The following is an 18,764-nucleotide window of genomic DNA, read 5'->3' as shown; positions in this document are numbered from 1 at the left end:
ATGTAAGTATGCAGAGACGCCCTTTGGTGTCTCTTTTTGAAATCCTATGTAAGTACATTCTTATGTGCCTATCGCTTTATTTATTGAAGAAAGTGAACCTGTTATATTATTTCCCAATCCATCTCGTCAAAGCCATACCAAGAAACCCAGCGCCCATCCCTATCAGCCACCCAGTTTGGGCGCTCCCAAACATAAATCCCACTCCCGCGCCAAGAAACGTACAGCCCACGAATACTAACCCCTCGATGCCCCAGTTCGGTCGTTCCATACTTCATCCCCACCCTTTCTTTACAACATATGCTATATGCAAGCTAAACTTTCTAGCTTATGAACTGTTCATTTTCTCGACTATAAATATATGTTTCATATCCATTACTTACAGGTCCAAATGTCCTTTTTACATCAATTCGTCACTTAACTTCATTGGTTACTTTTTTCATCTCATAGGAGATTATTTCTCAACACATAAAACATGGAATGAAATTACCAGTAATGGTAATATAAAGGTACCTTCAGTTGTTAACTGTTGTTCCCTTTTTGAAAGTCCTGTCAAAATACAGGACTTTTTAAATTTACTTCCTACTAAATTGGCTTTTTCATTAATATCCTTTCACCTTTACATTGGACAATTAAACGATATTGGTGGAGATTCATCAGATTTTAAGTTCCTCTTTTCATATTAAACTGCATGCTTAAATATGTGGTTTTCAACTTACATTCGAATAACAAAATGTTCACTTTTTCGATACATTTATGAAACATTCTTATGATATATTAATTATATTCTTTTTATAAATCGCATCGTTCAGTAGAAAAGTCCTAGTCCATTCTAGGACTTTTTCATCTGCAAATAGCATGTTTGTCAGTTCTTTCGCACATCATTATATAGACAACTATATAATGAAATACTATAATAAAAAACGATTTTATGTAGTATCATATACGACTTTTTCTTTGCTTTTAGGACTCTTACTCAATTGTAAGGGTCATTTTTTTATTCAAATAAAATATCTATATAGAGATAACGACATTCAAGTCAGTATTTGATAAATTTCGAAGAGGATATGCTGAAAAATAACGATTATATATCCTTTTCATTAGTTTCTCTACCTAATAAACCTTACAAATTTGTAATACTATTGTCACCTTAATTGATAGTAAATTGGTTAATGTTGGTTTATTATACAGACTATTGACCATATTTAATACAACATCATTGGTAGGTGTCATTTAATGGGAAGAAACTTATTACGCTATGGAATTATAAGTATAGCTTTTATTACCATCCCTATTGTATTTATACTTTTGGCGTCAGCTCATTTCATTCCAAAAGAATACAACGAGGAATGGCCAGAAGTAAAAAAGACTGCTGAACTAGTAACTATCGGTTACTTCAAGAAAGAAAGAAATCTCGATATTGTAATCGAAACAATTAAACCATCAGAAGAATATAGAACACATGAAATTTATCTGCATGGACATGTCATAAACAATAAACATCAAAAAGTTTCTGTTATTGTTAATTTTAGTGCTAACTATTCCATTAGAGATATAACTGAAAATAGTCTTAAAATAAGGAGTATTTAACTTATGTTAGATGCTCTTTTTTGCTTAACACTTTTGGTCAATTAAGTAATTACTTGGATTCTACAGTGGATCACTCTCCCTTTTTCAAATAAATCGGCACTTCTAAAAAACAACTTCCTACGCACGTTGATTTTTGTCGAAAATAATTTTTAGAAAATTCTTTTTTTAAAGGAGGTTTTACAAAATCTTACACAAAATTAGTCGTATACCGTATCAATTTAGTAATTTTTTACGATTTGTTTCATTTTATCTACCACGTTTAGACAAAATAGAAAAAACAAAGCAAAAAGGAGAGGTATAGTTTGAAAGGAAAACTTGGATTAACGATTGTAGGATTATCTGTCTTTAGTTTTGCTCTTTTTGGTGTAAACATTGGAGATGGCGGAGTTGTAAAAGCTGAACATGGAGAAACTTTTGCTCCGAAATTAGAGTCACATGGGGATTCATGGGCTCCTGCTTATGATCACGGAAGACCTCCTATTTCATCATACAACAAAGGAGATACTTGGGCTCCTTCCTTTACAAATACACATGGGGAAGGAATGGCTCCTAAAAAAGAGACTCATGCAGATTTAATCGCTCCTTCGCTAGAATCACATGGTCATACTGGTGGAGCTCCTGCTTTAAACCGCGGGGAAACACCTGTTCCGATACAAGATACGCATGGACATTATCCAGCTCCAAAACTAGAAGCAGATGGGGACCATGGCGGGGCTCCTTCTAATACAGAACCTGGCGAAGGTATCTAAGTTCCCAAAAGGAGATCAAATTAAATTTTAATTGAATCGTATACCAAAAGAAATCCATTTTACGTAACAAATATGATGTATACGCATGTTTTCTAATGTGATACACTGTACCCGAGAGAAATCTCTACTACATAAGTGGTTTTCAAGTCTAAAAAATACACCTATTAACTAGGTGTATTTTATGTTTTAGAATTCCTCGATTTGAACTGTACAATTGAAATATAATACAGATTACCAATCGTTTTATACGTATCTCAGTTGAACTTCAGAATCACATATTATTTTAACTACTGCTATTCTTCTCTAATTACATCTATAACGTTATCCTTTTTAATTTTCCGAAGCGGAAATAGTACCGATACATAACTAATCAACAGTGCGGTTATAAAAGTGATAAAGCTAGATTGATAAGGAATAATCCATTCAAACGAAACCGTATTTGACAGTGCTACATAAAGAATATACGACAACATACAGCCGAAAAAGATTCCTTGTATGCTTCCAAAGAAGCCGTACAGGAGTCCTTCATATATAACCATTTTTTTCAAATCCTTTTGCGACATACCAATCGATTTTAAAGCAGCTAATTCTTTTCTTCTCATAATGATACTGACTGTGATGGTATTTAAAATATTTACACAACCAATTAGTGTAATAACAGCTATAAATCCGTACCCTAATATTTTTATATAAAGTATATTGTCTGTATGGAAATTACTTTGAACAATATTATTTTTTACTTCTATAGATGCATCTCCACCCAGTTTCTTTTGTATATCTAAAATTGTAGCATCAGCCTGAGATTGATTCTCTAAATCAATTTCAAAACCTGTTAATTTTTGTGGAGATGGTGTAATATTTTCGGCTATTTGTTCACTAGTAATAAAAGTTATGGTATCCATCACTCTACTCATATTAAAAATATCCAATTCTACAATTGCAGCTATTTTTAAAGTTTCTAGTTTTTCTTCATTGTAGGAGATTTCCTCTGTAGGTTTTCTTTCCTGCCGACTTGTTATTTGGATTTCATCCCCTACCTGAAAAGTACTTAGAGAACCTATATATTTTTTACTTGTATTCATATCATTTGATGCAGCTTGCTTTACTAAAATAACTTCTTTTTCACGATTTAATTTTGAAATATCAATTCTTCCACTAGTTACATTTTCAGCTAGTTTCTTTAAACTATTCTCATCGTATGCTTTTATTTGTGTTTCCATAATTTCTACAGTTTGATTATTGTATTTTACTTTATGATACAGTGATTCATTTCCTTGTAATTCTTTAATTTGTTTATTTTTTGGTACTTTCGTATAAAAATCATTTGCCTGATATTGCTTGTACAGATTCTCTACGTTATTAACTTTATAAATATTTCGACTCATACGATCTATGCTAGGCTTGTCTAAATTTGAATTAACCGTAACTGATATATCCGATTTTAGAGCTTGAATTTCCGGTTGTTTACGCTGAATGACAGTATCTATGAGAAACGTAAACGTGATATACAGTACACTACTTATAATAATAGACAAAATTGTAACTGTATATCTATTGGGATTTCTTTGGATATTTTTCAATGCCATACTTAACGGAAAAGATAGTGGTTTCTTTAGTTTTGTTCTCTTTTTTTTCTTTATTTTTTCTTTTTTTATAGCCAATCGGCTACTTACGGCCAGTAGCGGTGAAATTCTACCTGCAAAAAAAGCAGGAAAATAGCTTGAAATATAAACAGTTATCAATGTAATTAACGAACTTACACATATAATTAACCAATCTAATTTAATTGTATATCCCATAGAGTTTTTAAGTACGTTTATCAGTACTTGATTAAGTAAAAAGACTACTGATATACTACACAAAATCCCAAAAAAGATAGCAATAATAGAAAGAAATGTTGCTTCTCTTATCACAATTTTTCTGATTTGTTTTTTTGTAGCTCCAATACTCCTCAATAGACCAAACTGTTTCATTCGCTCTACTATACTAATTTGAAATGCATTGTAAATAATAACAATCGTAGAAATCACAACAATCCCAATACTAATAGCGGCTGCCACCATTATCTCCACACTAGGCTTTAAGGCTCTCTTTAATTCGTCATTTACTCTTATATTTTTTTTGTTCGTCAATAATTTAAATTGGTTTTCAACTTCATCAAAGTTTGCGTACTTATGCAATTCAATCAATACGCTACCTTCACCAACTTTGAACTTATTTTTATATGTAAATAATTGACCAGTTTTATTTTCCTGAGTACTACTAGACTTATTTAGCAAACCAACAAGTTTATATTTTTTTTCATGAATAGTAAACATACCGCCTAATTTAAGATTGTGACCGAAGTAAGGCAGCATCCATTTTTCCAAAACAGCCTCGTTTTCATTTGAAGGCAGCTTACCTTCTACAGGAATACTAGACTGTAACAGCTTCAATGCTTGATGATCTGCATACATATAAGAAACAACTATATCATCAACATGGAGCACCTCTCCTGGAGTTATAATGCCATAAGAAGATATATTCGGATTACTTTTTATCATATTGAAAAGCTTTTGATTATAATTTTTAACTGAAATATTTGCAGAACCCATAGAACCTTTTTTAGCATTATCAATTCCCGAAGTGTATCCACTATTAAAAAAAAGTCCAATCGTTGTTATTAGCGCCAATGCTAGAATAATACCTGTTAATGTTAGCAGAGTACGTTTTATATTACTTCTGAGATATTTTTGACTTAACTGTTTGTAACTATGAATCAATACTCCTCCCCTCCACATTTCTCTTGATTTTGCACTAATTTTTTATCTGAAATAATCATGCCATCTGTAATGGTTATAATTCGATCAGAGTTTGATGCGATAGCAGGGTCATGGGTAATTAAAATTACCGTCTGATTATATTTTTTAGCCGTTACTTTTAATAAATTCAGAACTTCTTTTGTATTTTTTGTATCTAGATTTCCGGTTGGTTCATCCGCTAAGATAATATCGGGTTTATTTATAAGAGATCTACCAATAGAAACCCTTTGTTGTTGACCACCTGATAATTCAGAAGGCAAATGATCTCGTCTTTCATTTAACCCTAACGTTTTTATAATTTCATCCAGGTAATGTTCATCTACCTGTTCTTCGTCCAATAGAGCTGGCAAAGCAATATTTTCTTGTACATTTAAGACAGGAATTAAATTAAAAAACTGAAATATAAAGCCAACTTTTCTTCGGCGAAAAATAGAGAGTTCATTATCTTTATAATTGTAGACATTTTCATCACCTATAAACACATTTCCCGAACTCGGATGATCCAGCCCTCCTAAAATATGCAATAAGGTGCTTTTACCAGAACCTGATGCTCCAACTATGGTTACGAATTCTCCCCTATGGATGGAAAGATTAATTCCTTTTAACGCCTGTACTTGCGTTTCTCCCTCTCCATATGTTTTTACTACATTTTCTAATCTAACAACCTCCATACAACTCATCCTTTTCACAGATTAATTTTGAATCTCTACAAAATAGATTTTATCCTTATCGTACTCACCATTCTCGTCTTTTACTGCATACACTTTTGAAACGTAGTCGACCACCTTTTTTACTTTGTTTTTATTTTTATAATCAAAATTTTCTTTTGTAAACTGAATTAACGAAAGGCTTACTTCTTTTTCTTTTAATTGTTTATATGTTTCCTCATTAACAATTACTATCGGTGATGAAAAATAGCCAATCCAATTATTTTGTTCAATATGTTGAACAGGTATCATTTGTCCATTTAAATTTAAATTTCCATCCTTAACTTCCTCATCTTCCGCTTTTTTTCTATAAAATAAGTTTTTTTCACTCGCTAATTCTTTTATTTCTTTTACCGGGGCTGAAGTCATTGAACTATCTTCTTTAGATAAGGGTGTTCTTACAATTCCTTTTTTTAAGAATTTTTCAGCTGTAGATTTTGTAATAACCGCATATTGTTTCTTGCTAACAGATGATTTATCAAGTTGCTTGTCCATCTCTTCTTCAGTCATATTTTCTCCTTTTTCTTTCCATTCTTTCTTAATTTCTTCTTTCTGTTCGGTAGTGAGTTCTTGTTTTATTATTTCTGTGACCAATTTATAACTATAATCTGCTGTTCGTACGTTTTGATCTTTATACAGATTTTTAACAGCTGATATATTTTCTTTCGTTCCAGATACCATGATACCGTTTACTGGTTGTGAGGGACCATTTATATACCGATTTACAGCAAACCCTATACCTATAAAAATTGCTGTTACTACTAGAAATCCTATTATCTTTTTCATTTTCTTCCTCCTCATATACTATGTTTAATCTGGGATTAGAACAGTAGGTTTTTTCTTTATATAAACAGTGGCTAAAATGCTACAAGTCTTAATAAAGAATGATTACCTTCAGTATAGACGTCTTTAATTGTTAATTGAATAACTCTTGTCTTACTATATATACTTTAATCTTACAGTTTAGTAAGATTGCTAAATCTAACCTTTTATATACTCGTAACTCTGATCAACATATACTTTAAAATTAAACGGCTTTTATACATTTATTTAAGTACACACATACTTTTCAAATTCTCAAAAATCCGCTCCCATTCGGCTCTTATTCTCAATGATCTGTTTTTTAAAATTCATTTACATAATTAATGCGAATTCAAATTTCATTTTACATTTTTGTATAAGATAACTTAAACAAAACTTTACTGATTGTATAAAAACGTACAAATTCAACAAGACACTATTACAAGGTTTTTCAAAATATAAGCAAGTACATGTATGAATTAAGTAAATATGCTGCTTTAAGTAATTGTTGTATCTCATTATGTACTGAAAAGCTTTAAGCCGATTTGGGTTTATGCTTATACTCAGAAAAGCCTCTAAAAGTCCATTTCCATACTAAACTATTTTAAATTAGCCAATCAACGTGTAAAATAACTGTCATAATCTAAAATACTGCCATAATCAAAGACAAATGAGGAGAGATACTGTGGATAAAGTATTATTCGTTGAAGACGATAACGATCTAGGAATGGCTATTGAGTTTACTCTAAAAGGAGAAGGACTTGAGGTTATAAGAGTTTCTACTGTACAAGATGCAAAAGACCAATACGAAAATAATAAATTTGACTTAGCTATATTGGATGTTGGGCTCCCAGATGGAAATGGGTATGATTTATGTACCCATCTTAAAAGAAAAGGTGATATACCTATTATTTTTCTCACAGCACTGGATGAGGAGGCAAATGTAGTAATGGGGCTTGATATTGGTGGAGATGATTATATAACAAAACCCTTCAGGGTAAAAGAGCTATTATCTAGAGTAAAAGTACAATTAAGAAAAAAAATTAAAACAGCTTCTAATACTATATTAAGGTCTGAAAATATACAGCTTGAAGTTGAAGCGGCCAGAGCCTTTAAGCATGAAAAAAGTATAAATTTAACACATTTAGAATACAAACTCTTATTAACGTTAATGCTAAATCCTCATAAAGTGTTACAAAGAAATGAGATATTGAAAAAAATAGCAGATGAAGGTGAAGTGTTTTTCGATGAAAATACTCTTTCTGTTTATGTAAAAAGATTGAGAAGTAAAATTGAGGATAACCCACAAAATCCTGACTGTATAATCACACAAAGAGGTGTCGGATATTTCTGGAATAAAGACGTCAGTAAGGAGTAATTTAATGATAAATAGAGAAATAAAAATTAATATACTTACATTAGCATTAATCTCTTTTTTATTTATTATATATCAAGTTATCACAGTTCATATTCTATATGACCATTTAAAAAATGATTATATTACTATTTGGAGTGAAATTACTGGCAAACTAATTGAACAAAACCCAGAAAATGAATACGAAATAATACAAGCACTTACAAATGATACAGCCAATAAAAAAGATTATTCCAGTGATGGAGAAATGCTATTAAAACAATATGGTCTATCTGCTGAATTAGATTCAAGACTTTTTCCTTATTTAAATAAACATATATCCCAAAACAATATATACATGTTCCTTGGAGCAATAGGGTTCAGCTTAATCCTAATTTTTCTAAATTACTTACAATATAAATCTTTTTTCTTAAAAATTAAAAATGTAACAGCTGCAGCGAATAAAATTATTGAAGGTGATTACACCATTGATATCAAGGAAAATAGAGAAGGTGATCTAGCTAAACTTGCTAATTCTTTTCATAAACTGAAAAATGTTATTAGAAAAAGTATGCATAATTTAATGGAAGAAAAACAATTCTTAATTCAAACTTTACAAGATATTTCTCATCAACTAAAAACACCACTCTCAACACTTACAGTGAACAATGATATCTTATTACAAGGTAAATTAAATGAACAACAATATCATTTTTTACACAACAATGATGTTCAAATTTCAAGAATCAACTTTTTAATACATAATTTATTAAAAGTTTCAAAAATAGATGCTAGAGCAATACTATTTGAAAAAGAAAACTCTGATATTATTGATACAATTTATGAGGTCATTGCTAGTTTGAACAGTAAATTAAATAAAAAAAATATGAACATACATTTAAAAACCAATGAAAAAATATCACTTTTCCATGACAGTATTTGGATGCAAGAAGCTTTATTAAATATTTTAAAGAATTCCATTGAACATTCAAATGATAATAGTTCTATTTATATTGAAGTCACAAACTCTCCTATTCATACTGAAATAATAATTCAAGATTTTGGTGAAGGTATTGCATCAGAAGATTTGCCATATATATTCGATAGATTTTACAAAACAAAAAATTCTAATAAAGAAGGCTCCATTGGAATTGGCTTAGCACTAGCGAAATCAATTATCGAAGCTCACCATGGATTTATTAAAGTAGAAAGTCAAAAACACTCATTCACAAAATTTACAATAACTTTTATGAAGTATTAATAGTTCATAAAAGTTATTGTAAACCCCTAACCCTTGAGTATAATTTTTAAAAATTAATCATCTGTAAAAAAAGAAATTCGATTAACTTTTCATAAATGACTGTAGAGAAATAACTTTTCCGTTTTAGAGGTAATTAAAAATCTTAGCTTGATGGGCATAGAGTCACAATATCAAAAAAGAAAACTGTGCGTTTGAACAGAATTTAGACACAAAATATCCGATTCCTTTTACGCTAAGGGATCGGATATTTATTTTACTGTTTTATATAGTGTACAATTTCTCGCTTACGAGGTCTGTGTAGCAACCAAACCAAATCTTACGTTAAGTATTAGTGGGCATCAAAAATAGTAATGACTAATCCAGATTAACATTGATCTGATTCACAATTAAATATACCCATATGGCGAACTACCCGCCGCTTAACGTCCTAATGAACTGTTTGAAGTGGGGGCTTCTCGGTTAGTCGTTACTTTTGATAGCTAACGAATTCGTCCTAAGACAACCGAGCTAACTCCCTCGTTCCAAGGGTTATTTTATTGCTATCTATGCTAACGCTAATAAGCGTATTGCTTCATTTTTGATATTGATAGCTGCGTTATAATCTCTATCGAGATTTACACCACATATACAAGAATATACTCGCTCAGACAATGACATATTTTTCACATTTCCACAACTGCTACATGTTTTTGTGGAAGGAGAATTCTTTCGGGGAATTCGTTAAATGACTAAATAATACAAACGGTATAAAGAGAATTTCTAGTCTTTTCATACCGTTTTACGTTTGTTTTTAAGTTTCATACGAAATTCGTGGAAAGATAGCAGCATCTATTTTATAAATAAGGTTCAAAAGTTACCATACCTGACAACGGAAATATTAATGTAACCCTAGTTCCCTTATTAACTTCAGAATCAATGGTAATTTTCATACCTAATTTTGAGCACAGTTTTTCGCATAGATACAAGCCCATTCCTGTACTTTTGCTAAATCTTCTTCCATTCTCTCCAGTAAATCCTTTCTCAAAAACTCTATTTATATCTTTAGTTACTATTCCTACGCCATTATCCTCTATAGTTAGTATTACTGAGTTAGTTTTCTTAATTGAGCATATACGTATCATTTGTTCTTTGTTATTTGAGTACTTTATAGAATTTCCTATTATTTGATTAATAATAAATTCAACCCATTTTCCATCACTATATACAATCTCATCAATATCCTGTATATCTAATTTTATTCTCTTATGAATAAAATCCCTATAGTTTCTTTTAATTACATTCCTTACTACATTATCAAGATTGATTGGCTTTATCATATAGTCTTTATTCACGTTAGAGCTTCGAGAATAATACAGAACCTGTTCTACAAACCCCTCAATCCGATCCATTTGAGAGTCAATTTTATTCGTTACTTCATTTTGATTATTTTCAATTATAAGCTTTGTAGAAGCTATTGGTGTCTTAATTTCATGCACCCATGTCTCTATATATTCTCTGTAATCCAATTGCATATCACTATAATACTTTACATTTTCATGCATATCTCTACTTACTTCTTTCAATATAGCGTTAAGCTTTTCCCCATGTATAAAATTTGCTTCCTTTACTACCTCTGGAAGTAAGTATTTTTTCTCCAAGTTTTCTAATATGCCGTTAATCTCATTATAATAATTTTTACATCTTATAAATTCTATAGCCATATATGAAATCAATGGAAAAAACCAAATACAAAAGACAAAGAATATGATAATGAACGGAACATGCGCAGTCAGCAATATACCTGCTAGTATGATATATACCAGTATATTTGATAGTATTACTACTATTTTATCTTTAATAAATTCACCTATATTCATGGCATTATATACCCTAAGCTTCTTCTTGTTGCAATTGGATTTTCTATACCTATCTCTTCAAGCTTTTTTCTTAATCTATTTATATTAACAGTTAAGGTGCTATCATCCACAAAATAATCAGATTTCCATAAAGTTTCTATAAGTGAATCTCTTTTTACAATATTTCCGCGATTATTTATTAAGCATGAGAGTATTTTAACTTCATTTTTAGTTAATTCTACAGATTTGTCTTGATAAGTAACTGTTGCATTTGAAAGATTTAAATTAAAATCCCTATAAATTAAGATATGATTTATCTTGAAATCTCCAGATGTTCTTCTTAAAATGTTTGTTACTCTTGCTAATAGTATTTCTGTATTATAAGGCTTTGTTATAAAATCATCCGCTCCTAAATTCATGCTTATTAGTTCATCTACATCACTATCTCTACTTGTAACCATGAAGATTGGAACATCTGAAGTTTTACGTATTTCTCTGCATATATAATAGCCATCGAACACAGGAAGATTTATGTCTAGTAATATAAGGTCTGCATTCTCACTTTCTATATATTCGATAATATGATTAAAATCTGTAGGAGCCTGTACTTCATATCCATACTTTATAAAAAAATGTTGTAATTCTTCTCTAATGATTGCATCATCTTCGATCAGAATGATTTTTTTCATGATTTTTCCCTCCCTATACAGAATATAAGGCCATTACATCTTGAGAAACAAGGTGTAATAGCCTTAATGCGCATTATAAAATCAAGTATTACTTTTTACAATATTTTTATACCCGACATATGTCGTGTAGAAATATCCTACATAAACTACAAGAAAGACTAAGCCAGTCATCAATGCTGGTAAAGTAATGTTTGTTTTTTGAATTGCGTTAATAAAATTATTGATTACATAAATTCCAACTACAGAATGCATTAGGGCAAGAATAACTGGAAGACTAAAGTATACGAAAGTTTGAATAAAAATCGTTTTGTCGATCATTGTTCCGTTTGAACCAATTCTCTTCAAAGATTTATATCGCTCTATGCTATCACTGGCTTCTGATAATTGTTGAAGAGCTAATACAGCCATACTCGTTATTAAAAATACAATACCTATATATATCCCAATAAACAGTATGATGGTTTTCAATCCCTTACTTTCTGCACGAACTTCATCCTTTGATTTGCCTGATATATATGCAATATTTAATTTCGGGCCATTTTCGTCATAAAAGCCCCTTGCAACGTTATCATATTTTTTATTATATTCTTCTCTATTTCCATCTAAATAATTTACATTAAGTACGGATGTACCAATTTTGTAGCCTGATACAAACTCATCATTTATAACGATTGCGAAGAAATTAAGTGGCACATCAGAAGTGTAAAGATTCTCTTGTATAACTTTAGCGTGTTTTACCAGATATTCTTTTTCTTTAATATTCACCTTATTGCTATTTTTTAATCTTTCATTTATCGAATTAACCAACCGGCTTTCATTTGATAAAAGTAAAATTTCATTGTTATTTAAAGTAATTTTCTTTTCACCTTTGAGATTTAAAATTTTATTATAATCAGATACTTTAATGAAATCCACAACGAAATTCTTAGCATTTTTAGTTACTTCTGGTACAACGTCCCCCACTTCCATCTTTGCTGAATATACATTATAAGATACATATTTTTCATTATTACTTAGTTTAAAATTTGATGTATTTAATACGTCTTCTATCGTGTAACTTTCACCCCTATTCATCAACGTAATACTGGCATCAAATGGTGTTGTTTCTTTTATTGTTGCGTTCATTATTCTGTTAAAGCTGATTCCTGTAGATAAAGTCACCATTGTAAGGAATAACATTAAACAGATTACAGACATGGATATAAAATTTGTATTAACCTTACTATTTATTTGTTTGATGATAAATATATTTAACCCTCTAAAATAGACTTTTTTATTCTTCTTTACAACATATAATATAAATCCAGATAAACTAAAGAAAAACAGAAATGTACCTAATATGCCAAGAAGGATTGATACCACGAGCATAGGATTTTGATAATTCAATCCAATTTTTAGTACAGTCACATATGCATATCCAAGTGATGCTACACACATTATAAATGTGATTACATAGATAAGAGGATTTCTAAATTTTACATCTTCGTTTTTTCTACCTGCTGTTAACAAATCAATTATTTTGTATTTAGAAACAACATATACATTACATAACATAACAAGCAAAAACATGATTCCAAAGTAGAATACGCTTTTACCTATAGCACCTGTTGAAATTGTAAATTTATATTTATTGATGGGCAATTCATATAACTTTAATGCAAATGTAGATAATCCCTGTGATACTCCAATACCTATTATAAGTCCACTCACTAAAGATATAACGCCAACTAGAAATGTCTCTGTTACTAATATTCTGGATATGTTTCTTCTTCCCATACCTAAAGTCATGTATATTCCTAATTCTTTTTTACGTTTTTTAATTAAGAAATTATTTGCATACAATATTAAACTACCTAATATTACGGATACAAATACTGACACATTTGAGATAGCGTTCATTACTGTAGGCACATACTTTTTATCTGAAGCGCTAATTTCCATAAGTGCCTTTTGTGATTCTATGGAGTTAAAGCTATAGAATATACAAACAGCCAGTGTTAGTGTTAAGAAATATATTGCATAATCTTTAATACTTTTCTTTACATTCTCAATAGCAAGCTTAGAGTACATTATTATCGTCACCTCCAAGAAGGGTTATAACTTCGATAATTTTAGTAAAGAACTCTTTTCTGGAATCATTTCCTCTTACCAACTCGATAAATATCTTGCCATCATTAATAAAAAGAATTCTATGAGCATAGCTTGCTGTAAATGCATCATGAGTAACCATAAGTATTGTAGCTTTTAAATCCTTATTTAGACTTTCAAATCTTTCAAGTAATAATCTAGCTGATTTAGAATCTAACGATCCTGTTGGTTCATCTGCAAGTACTAAAGATGGATCTGTTACGATAGCTCTTGCCGAACCAACCCTTTGTTTTTGTCCGCCTGACATTTGATAAGGGTATTTGCTTAATACTTGTTCAATGTCTAAATATTTTGCAACTGCTTGTATTTTCCCATCAATTTCTGAACTTTCCTCACCTTTTATAGTTAACGCTAGGGCAATATTTTCATAAGCGGTAAGAGTATCTAATAAATTAAAGTCCTGAAATATAAACCCTAATTCATTTTGTCTAAACTTATCTAGTGATTTTGATTTTAACCGCGTAATGTCACTATTATTTATCATTATTTTTCCCGTCGTAACATGATCAATCGTTGATATACAGTTAAGTAATGTAGTTTTGCCACTTCCTGAAGGCCCCATTATCCCAACAAATTCTCCCTCATCTACCTTAAAACTAATATTATCTATAGCCTTTGTTACGTTATCTTTATTACCATAATATTTTTCAATTTTTTCTACACTTAATATATTTCGCATTAATACTTCTCCTTTTTCATTATAAAAATTCTTTAACTCCCCTTCATTTTATATAATTTCATTACTAGTATCGGTGGAATTACATTTCATTAACATTACATTTTTGTTATATTGAGTGATATCTCTACATGTAAGTTATCAGAAATCGCAGTGGTATACGTAAGGTTTATTCGATGCCTTACCAAATGGACGGATAAGTTTTGTTGCAAAAATGATAAGACTTAAGTAATTAGTGGAAATAAACAAACTAGTTACGGCGTAACAACATCTCAATTTAAAAGATATGGATTTATATTCATTTCACAAAAAGATTTTGAAAACAGAAAAGGATTTGACCTTTAAGGCCAAATCCTTTTTATTATTTCGCAGCAAGTTTTTCTTTCACTTTTGTAGGAAGCTCATCCTGCTTCACTTCTTCCAAATTGGATTTATTTTTAAATACGGTACATGAAATTACCAATAATGAAAAACCCCTAAAATAGGAGCACATTACATTTTCTCGTTCTGTGAGATTAATCTAATGATACAATAAAGTAAAAGTCTCTATTGTAAAGAACTAGAAAACTCAATGTTCTGGTGCTGTAGTCGTACATAATTCCATTACAGTGAAGTTACAAAATAAAACATGAAAGCTCTGTTCACGATCTAATCGTCCAAAAATCATCAACGATAAACGCCTCCACTTTTCTCATATAACATCAAATAATATAATCAACAAATCTGTTAAAAAAAGAGAGGCGCATGCCCCACTTAAAATTGAAATCCAACCTTTTTACTATCACCTTTAGCTTTTTTCCTTACTTTAAATAGACTTAAGAAGCTTTTTATACCCGAGCTGAATACTATCTATATTGTATGACTTCATAATTTCATAATACCTTGTTTCGTTTGTTGTAGAATTGAAAAATGAATCTCTTCCATCTCTAGTAAGCTGATATTTTCCCTTTTCAGTAAACTCAGCTCGTATTTTATACTTTCCTTCTTCTACCTCAAAATAGTAATGAGCTTGCCCATTTTGTAATCTAGACACTATTTTTTCTTCAACTATTTCTTCATTTTCATTAATTAAATATAACTTTATTTCACCTATTTCAGGTGCGATTGTTTGTTCCTCAGGATCAATCCAACCATCCTCATTTTCATCAAACCAGATATAACCAGAAATAGTCCCTTTCTCTGGATCCCAAACCTTATCCGTCTCTTCTGCGAATGCTAAATTTTTTGGTAAAAATAATGTAAAAATGAATAATAAAACTGACATACATGTTATAGATTTAATTGTTTTCATCAATATCATCACCCAATTCTATAATATTTAACAAGAATATATAAATATTAATACAATATACAATGTATTACAATACTGGTTTCATCACCCAATCTTTATTATAATTGTAATAACATAAGCTATTAATTAATAAGATAAATATCTAATTTAATGAATTACTAGATAAAAATTAATTCTCGTATGGTAATCCAAACTTTTTCCACTCGAGAAATCCGCCTTTTAAATTAACTACTTCCTTTATACCAGCTTTTTGTAAGATGCTAGCTGCTATAGCGGAACGCAAACCAGTTCGACATTGTAAAACTATTGGACAATCTTTCGGTACAGAATCTATCTTCTCAAATAGATTGCCTAACATAATATGTATTGCATCATGAAGGTGTCCTTCCTCCCACTCTTTTTTACTACGTACATCGATAACCTTAACACTTCTATCTTTTATATACCGATATAATTCAATTGATGTTTTTTCCTTGTAGCCTTCTAATATATCAAATTTTTTTATTACTTTTAAAGGTGCAAAAGCAACAATATTATCTAGCCCAATAGATTCAAAGTCCCTAATGACTTCCTCAACCTTAACCTTTTCCTCATCTAGAATTATTAAAGTCTCTGTTTTATAATCTAGTAACCATCCACACCAAGTTGTGAAAGAATTGTTATACGGTATGTTAATTGATTTCTCAATGTGACCAGAAGCAAAACTCTCTACATCCCTTATATCAACTATTTGCTGGACACTTCTCATAACTTCTTGAAGTTCTTCTACTGTATTAATAGCAGTAATCTTTCTCTTCTTACGAATTGGAGGACCATACTTATTTAAATTCTTCATTAATGAAAAATACTTTGGAGGCTCTGGCTGTCCTGTCAATAAAGTTGATATAAAATCACTTTCTTCATTACACTGAAATGCCCAATTAAACATTTTTTCATAACCTAATGTAGAAGTTGGAATTGCTCCTAATGCTTTTCCACATGCGCTTCCCGCACCATGCGATGGCCATATTTGCAAATAATCAGGGAGTATTTTTACTTTTTGTATAGAATCAAATAATTGTTTCGCCCCTATTTGTGCAGTATCTTTCATACCAACAGCTGTTTCTAATAAATCAGGTCTTCCTATATCTCCTACAAATATAAAGTCACCTGTGAAAATTCCTATCGGTTTATCATTCGTAATATTATTTTGACTTGTATCAGTCACTAAAAAAGAAATACTTTCAGGCGTATGCCCTGGGGTGGAAATTACATTAAATTTTATATGGCCTACTTTAAACTCTGTGCCCTCTCTAACCAATTTGTATCGACCTTCGTTGAGATATTGATATTTCCAATCACAATCTCCTTCATCAGATACATATAAATTTGCATGATAAAGATTAGAAAGTTCTCTAGATCCAGAAAGAAAATCTGCATGAATGTGAGTCTCAGCCGCAGCAATTACTTCCATCCCCTCCTTCTTAGCAAACTCTATATATTGTTCTATATAGCGACCTGGATCAATTACAATTGCTACACCTTCCTTCTGACACCCAACTAAATAGGAAGCATGTGCTAATTTTTCATCATAAAAATATTTTAAAAGCATAGCTATTCCCTCCAAATAGTTATTTCAAATTTCTTTTCAACTGTTTATAACCACTTTTTATCTTCTCCTATAGGATCCCTTTCAGCATTAAATTCCAATACATATAGGGAAACATATATCTTTTAAGTAAAAACATACTATACCGTTCTTTCGCTTGATTAAATGGAAACGTTTCTTGGGGCTCATGTTCATAGTTAAATTCAGCGAGTATAAGACTTTTATATCCTGTAACAATCGGACAGGATGTATATCCATCATATTTAGCATGCAAGTCTCTTCCGTTAAGTACGTCCATAATATTTTGTTTTAAGACAGGTATTTGTTTTCGAATTGCCGCTCCAGTTTTAGAGGTGGGTAAATTGGTACAATCTCCAAGTCCGAAAATATTCTTATACTGTACATGCTGCAAAGTATAAGGGTCTATATCTACCCACCCCTGAGAATCACTTATCTCACTCTCTTTAATAAAATTAGGTGGCCCCATTGGTGGAACAACATGGATCATACTGTATGGTACAGTTTCTCTTTTCAGTGTTTGCGTATCTTCAAAAATTGCTTCTCTTTTTTCAGCGATAATCTCTACTAAGTTTTTATTATAGTTCGTTATAATTTGCTTTCTTTCTAGTACTTGTTCTAAAGTATTTGCATATCGAGGAACCTGAAAGATGTTACTATTTGCAGAATAAAACATTACTTCACTTCTGTTTTTTACACCAATTTTACAAAAATACTCTTCTGCTAAATACATAATTTTTTGTGGAGCACCACCGCATTTAATAGGAGTATTGGGATGCGTAAAAATCGCATTTCCTCCTTTAAATTTTTCAATTTCTCTCCAAGTTGAATCAACATATTTATAAGAGTAATTGCTACAAACCCCACTATCCCCAATAGACTCTTTTAAGCCTTTAATACCTTCCCAATTTATTTGTATACCCGCTGCTACAATAAGAATTTCATACTCAAGCAGTAGTCCATCATCTAAAAGTATCTTATTTTCAGTCGGAAATAACTTAACAACACTTTTAGGAATCCACGTTGCTCCTTTTGGAATAAGCGATTCTTGATCACGCATCGTTCTTTCCTTTGAAACAATACCTCCCCCCACTAAACTCCATAGTGGCTGAAAGTAATGTTTTTTTGATGGATCAATGATTGCTATACTTTCTTTCAATAGGGGGACATTTCGTAACAAATGTGCAGTAGAAGATAGTCCTGCAGTCCCAGAACCAATTACTATAATTTTATAACTATCTCTGGTCTTCATTATCCTC

General features: G+C 30.8%; 15 protein-coding genes and 1 pseudogene. 4 read left to right on the top strand and 12 right to left on the bottom strand.

Annotated elements, in window-relative coordinates; genetic code table 11:
* Positions 1 to 106: 106 nt before the first annotated feature.
* Complete coding sequence (locus AC241_RS35750) at positions 107 to 229, bottom strand: hypothetical protein (RefSeq protein WP_255285307.1); 123 nt, start codon at positions 227 to 229, stop codon at positions 107 to 109.
* 1,004 nt (positions 230 to 1,233) lie between these two features.
* On the opposite strand from AC241_RS35750, the gene AC241_RS27755 reads away from it, so the two are divergent.
* Both AC241_RS27755 and AC241_RS27750 read left to right on the top strand, forming a co-directional pair.
* Positions 1,234 to 1,587, top strand: a complete 354-nt coding sequence (locus tag AC241_RS27755) for a hypothetical protein (RefSeq protein WP_050845016.1) — start codon at positions 1,234 to 1,236, stop codon at positions 1,585 to 1,587.
* Positions 1,588 to 1,889: 302 nt separating this feature from the next.
* Positions 1,890 to 2,336, top strand: coding sequence for a hypothetical protein (locus AC241_RS27750; protein ID WP_050845014.1), 447 nt, complete (start codon positions 1,890 to 1,892; stop codon positions 2,334 to 2,336).
* Between the two features lie 293 nt (positions 2,337 to 2,629).
* On the opposite strand, the gene AC241_RS27745 is transcribed toward AC241_RS27750, so the two are convergent.
* From AC241_RS27745 to AC241_RS27735, 3 genes are read right to left on the bottom strand one after another with little or no spacing between them, the layout of a single operon-like run.
* A complete protein-coding gene (locus AC241_RS27745) occupies positions 2,630 to 5,098 on the bottom strand; it encodes an ABC transporter permease (protein WP_050845012.1) in 2,469 nt (822 codons plus the stop codon).
* Complete coding sequence (locus AC241_RS27740) at positions 5,095 to 5,808, bottom strand: ABC transporter ATP-binding protein (protein WP_050845010.1); 714 nt, start codon at positions 5,806 to 5,808, stop codon at positions 5,095 to 5,097. Before AC241_RS27740 ends, AC241_RS27745 begins: the two co-directional genes overlap by 4 nt.
* A gap of 21 nt (positions 5,809 to 5,829) precedes the next feature.
* Positions 5,830 to 6,630: a lipoprotein BA_5634 family protein gene (locus AC241_RS27735; protein ID WP_050845008.1), complete on the bottom strand. Its 801-nt coding sequence runs from the start codon at positions 6,628 to 6,630 to the stop codon at positions 5,830 to 5,832.
* A gap of 700 nt (positions 6,631 to 7,330) precedes the next feature.
* On the opposite strand from AC241_RS27735, the gene AC241_RS27730 reads away from it, so the two are divergent.
* Together AC241_RS27730 and AC241_RS27725 are read left to right on the top strand one after the other, a co-directional pair.
* Positions 7,331 to 8,023, top strand: a complete 693-nt coding sequence (locus AC241_RS27730) for a response regulator transcription factor (protein ID WP_050845006.1) — start codon at positions 7,331 to 7,333, stop codon at positions 8,021 to 8,023.
* Positions 8,024 to 8,027: 4 nt separating this feature from the next.
* Complete coding sequence (locus AC241_RS27725; protein ID WP_050845005.1) at positions 8,028 to 9,260, top strand: sensor histidine kinase; 1,233 nt, start codon at positions 8,028 to 8,030, stop codon at positions 9,258 to 9,260.
* Positions 9,261 to 9,803: 543 nt separating this feature from the next.
* Here AC241_RS27725 and AC241_RS33565 read toward each other — a convergent pair.
* From AC241_RS33565 to AC241_RS27690, 8 genes and pseudogenes are all read right to left on the bottom strand, one after another.
* A pseudogene (locus tag AC241_RS33565) lies at positions 9,804 to 9,959 on the bottom strand (zinc ribbon domain-containing protein); the annotation flags it as partial.
* 134 nt (positions 9,960 to 10,093) lie between these two features.
* On the bottom strand, positions 10,094 to 11,116 hold the full coding sequence (locus AC241_RS27720; RefSeq protein WP_050845003.1) for a sensor histidine kinase: 1,023 nt from the start codon (positions 11,114 to 11,116) through the stop codon (positions 10,094 to 10,096).
* Positions 11,113 to 11,784, bottom strand: coding sequence for a response regulator transcription factor (locus AC241_RS27715; RefSeq protein WP_050845001.1), 672 nt, complete (start codon positions 11,782 to 11,784; stop codon positions 11,113 to 11,115). Before AC241_RS27715 ends, AC241_RS27720 begins: the two co-directional genes overlap by 4 nt.
* 81 nt (positions 11,785 to 11,865) lie before the next feature.
* The gene (locus AC241_RS27710; RefSeq protein WP_050845000.1) at positions 11,866 to 13,854 is read right to left on the bottom strand and encodes an FtsX-like permease family protein; all 1,989 of its coding nucleotides are present in this window, start codon (positions 13,852 to 13,854) and stop codon (positions 11,866 to 11,868) included.
* Positions 13,844 to 14,611: an ABC transporter ATP-binding protein gene (locus AC241_RS27705; protein ID WP_048564021.1), complete on the bottom strand. Its 768-nt coding sequence runs from the start codon at positions 14,609 to 14,611 to the stop codon at positions 13,844 to 13,846. The genes AC241_RS27710 and AC241_RS27705 overlap by 11 nt, the downstream gene beginning before the upstream one ends.
* An 802-nt stretch (positions 14,612 to 15,413) precedes the next feature.
* Complete coding sequence (locus AC241_RS27700; protein WP_050844998.1) at positions 15,414 to 15,899, bottom strand: SdrD B-like domain-containing protein; 486 nt, start codon at positions 15,897 to 15,899, stop codon at positions 15,414 to 15,416.
* A 169-nt stretch (positions 15,900 to 16,068) separates the two neighbouring features.
* A complete protein-coding gene (locus AC241_RS27695; protein ID WP_050844996.1) occupies positions 16,069 to 17,490 on the bottom strand; it encodes an MBL fold metallo-hydrolase in 1,422 nt (473 codons plus the stop codon).
* Between the two features lie 67 nt (positions 17,491 to 17,557).
* Entirely contained in the window at positions 17,558 to 18,757 is a 1,200-nt protein-coding gene (locus AC241_RS27690; protein WP_050844994.1) for an FAD/NAD(P)-binding oxidoreductase, read from the bottom strand.
* Between the last annotated feature and the right edge of the window lie 7 nt (positions 18,758 to 18,764).

Origin of the sequence: Bacillus thuringiensis (assembly GCF_001182785.1) — a bacterium.
GTDB lineage: Bacteria > Bacillota > Bacilli > Bacillales > Bacillaceae_G > Bacillus_A > Bacillus_A thuringiensis_S.
This window is presented reverse-complemented; position numbering and strand designations above follow the sequence as displayed.

Excerpts from the sequence above, each read along its gene's own strand:
- AC241_RS27710 (WP_050845000.1), bottom strand. The coding sequence starts at position 13,854 with ATGTACTCTAAGCTTGCTATTGAGAATGTAAAGAAAAGTATTAAAGAT.
- AC241_RS27690 (WP_050844994.1), bottom strand. The coding sequence starts at position 18,757 with ATGAAGACCAGAGATAGTTATAAAATTATAGTAATTGGTTCTGGGACT.
- AC241_RS27720 (WP_050845003.1), bottom strand. The coding sequence starts at position 11,116 with ATGAATATAGGTGAATTTATTAAAGATAAAATAGTAGTAATACTATCA.
- AC241_RS27695 (WP_050844996.1), bottom strand. The coding sequence starts at position 17,490 with ATGCTTTTAAAATATTTTTATGATGAAAAATTAGCACATGCTTCCTAT.
- AC241_RS27700 (WP_050844998.1), bottom strand. The coding sequence starts at position 15,899 with ATGAAAACAATTAAATCTATAACATGTATGTCAGTTTTATTATTCATT.
- AC241_RS27705 (WP_048564021.1), bottom strand. The coding sequence starts at position 14,611 with ATGCGAAATATATTAAGTGTAGAAAAAATTGAAAAATATTATGGTAAT.
- AC241_RS27715 (WP_050845001.1), bottom strand. The coding sequence starts at position 11,784 with ATGAAAAAAATCATTCTGATCGAAGATGATGCAATCATTAGAGAAGAA.
- AC241_RS27740 (WP_050845010.1), bottom strand. The coding sequence starts at position 5,808 with ATGGAGGTTGTTAGATTAGAAAATGTAGTAAAAACATATGGAGAGGGA.
- AC241_RS27725 (WP_050845005.1), top strand. The coding sequence starts at position 8,028 with ATGATAAATAGAGAAATAAAAATTAATATACTTACATTAGCATTAATC.
- AC241_RS27755 (WP_050845016.1), top strand. The coding sequence starts at position 1,234 with ATGGGAAGAAACTTATTACGCTATGGAATTATAAGTATAGCTTTTATT.
- AC241_RS27735 (WP_050845008.1), bottom strand. The coding sequence starts at position 6,630 with ATGAAAAAGATAATAGGATTTCTAGTAGTAACAGCAATTTTTATAGGT.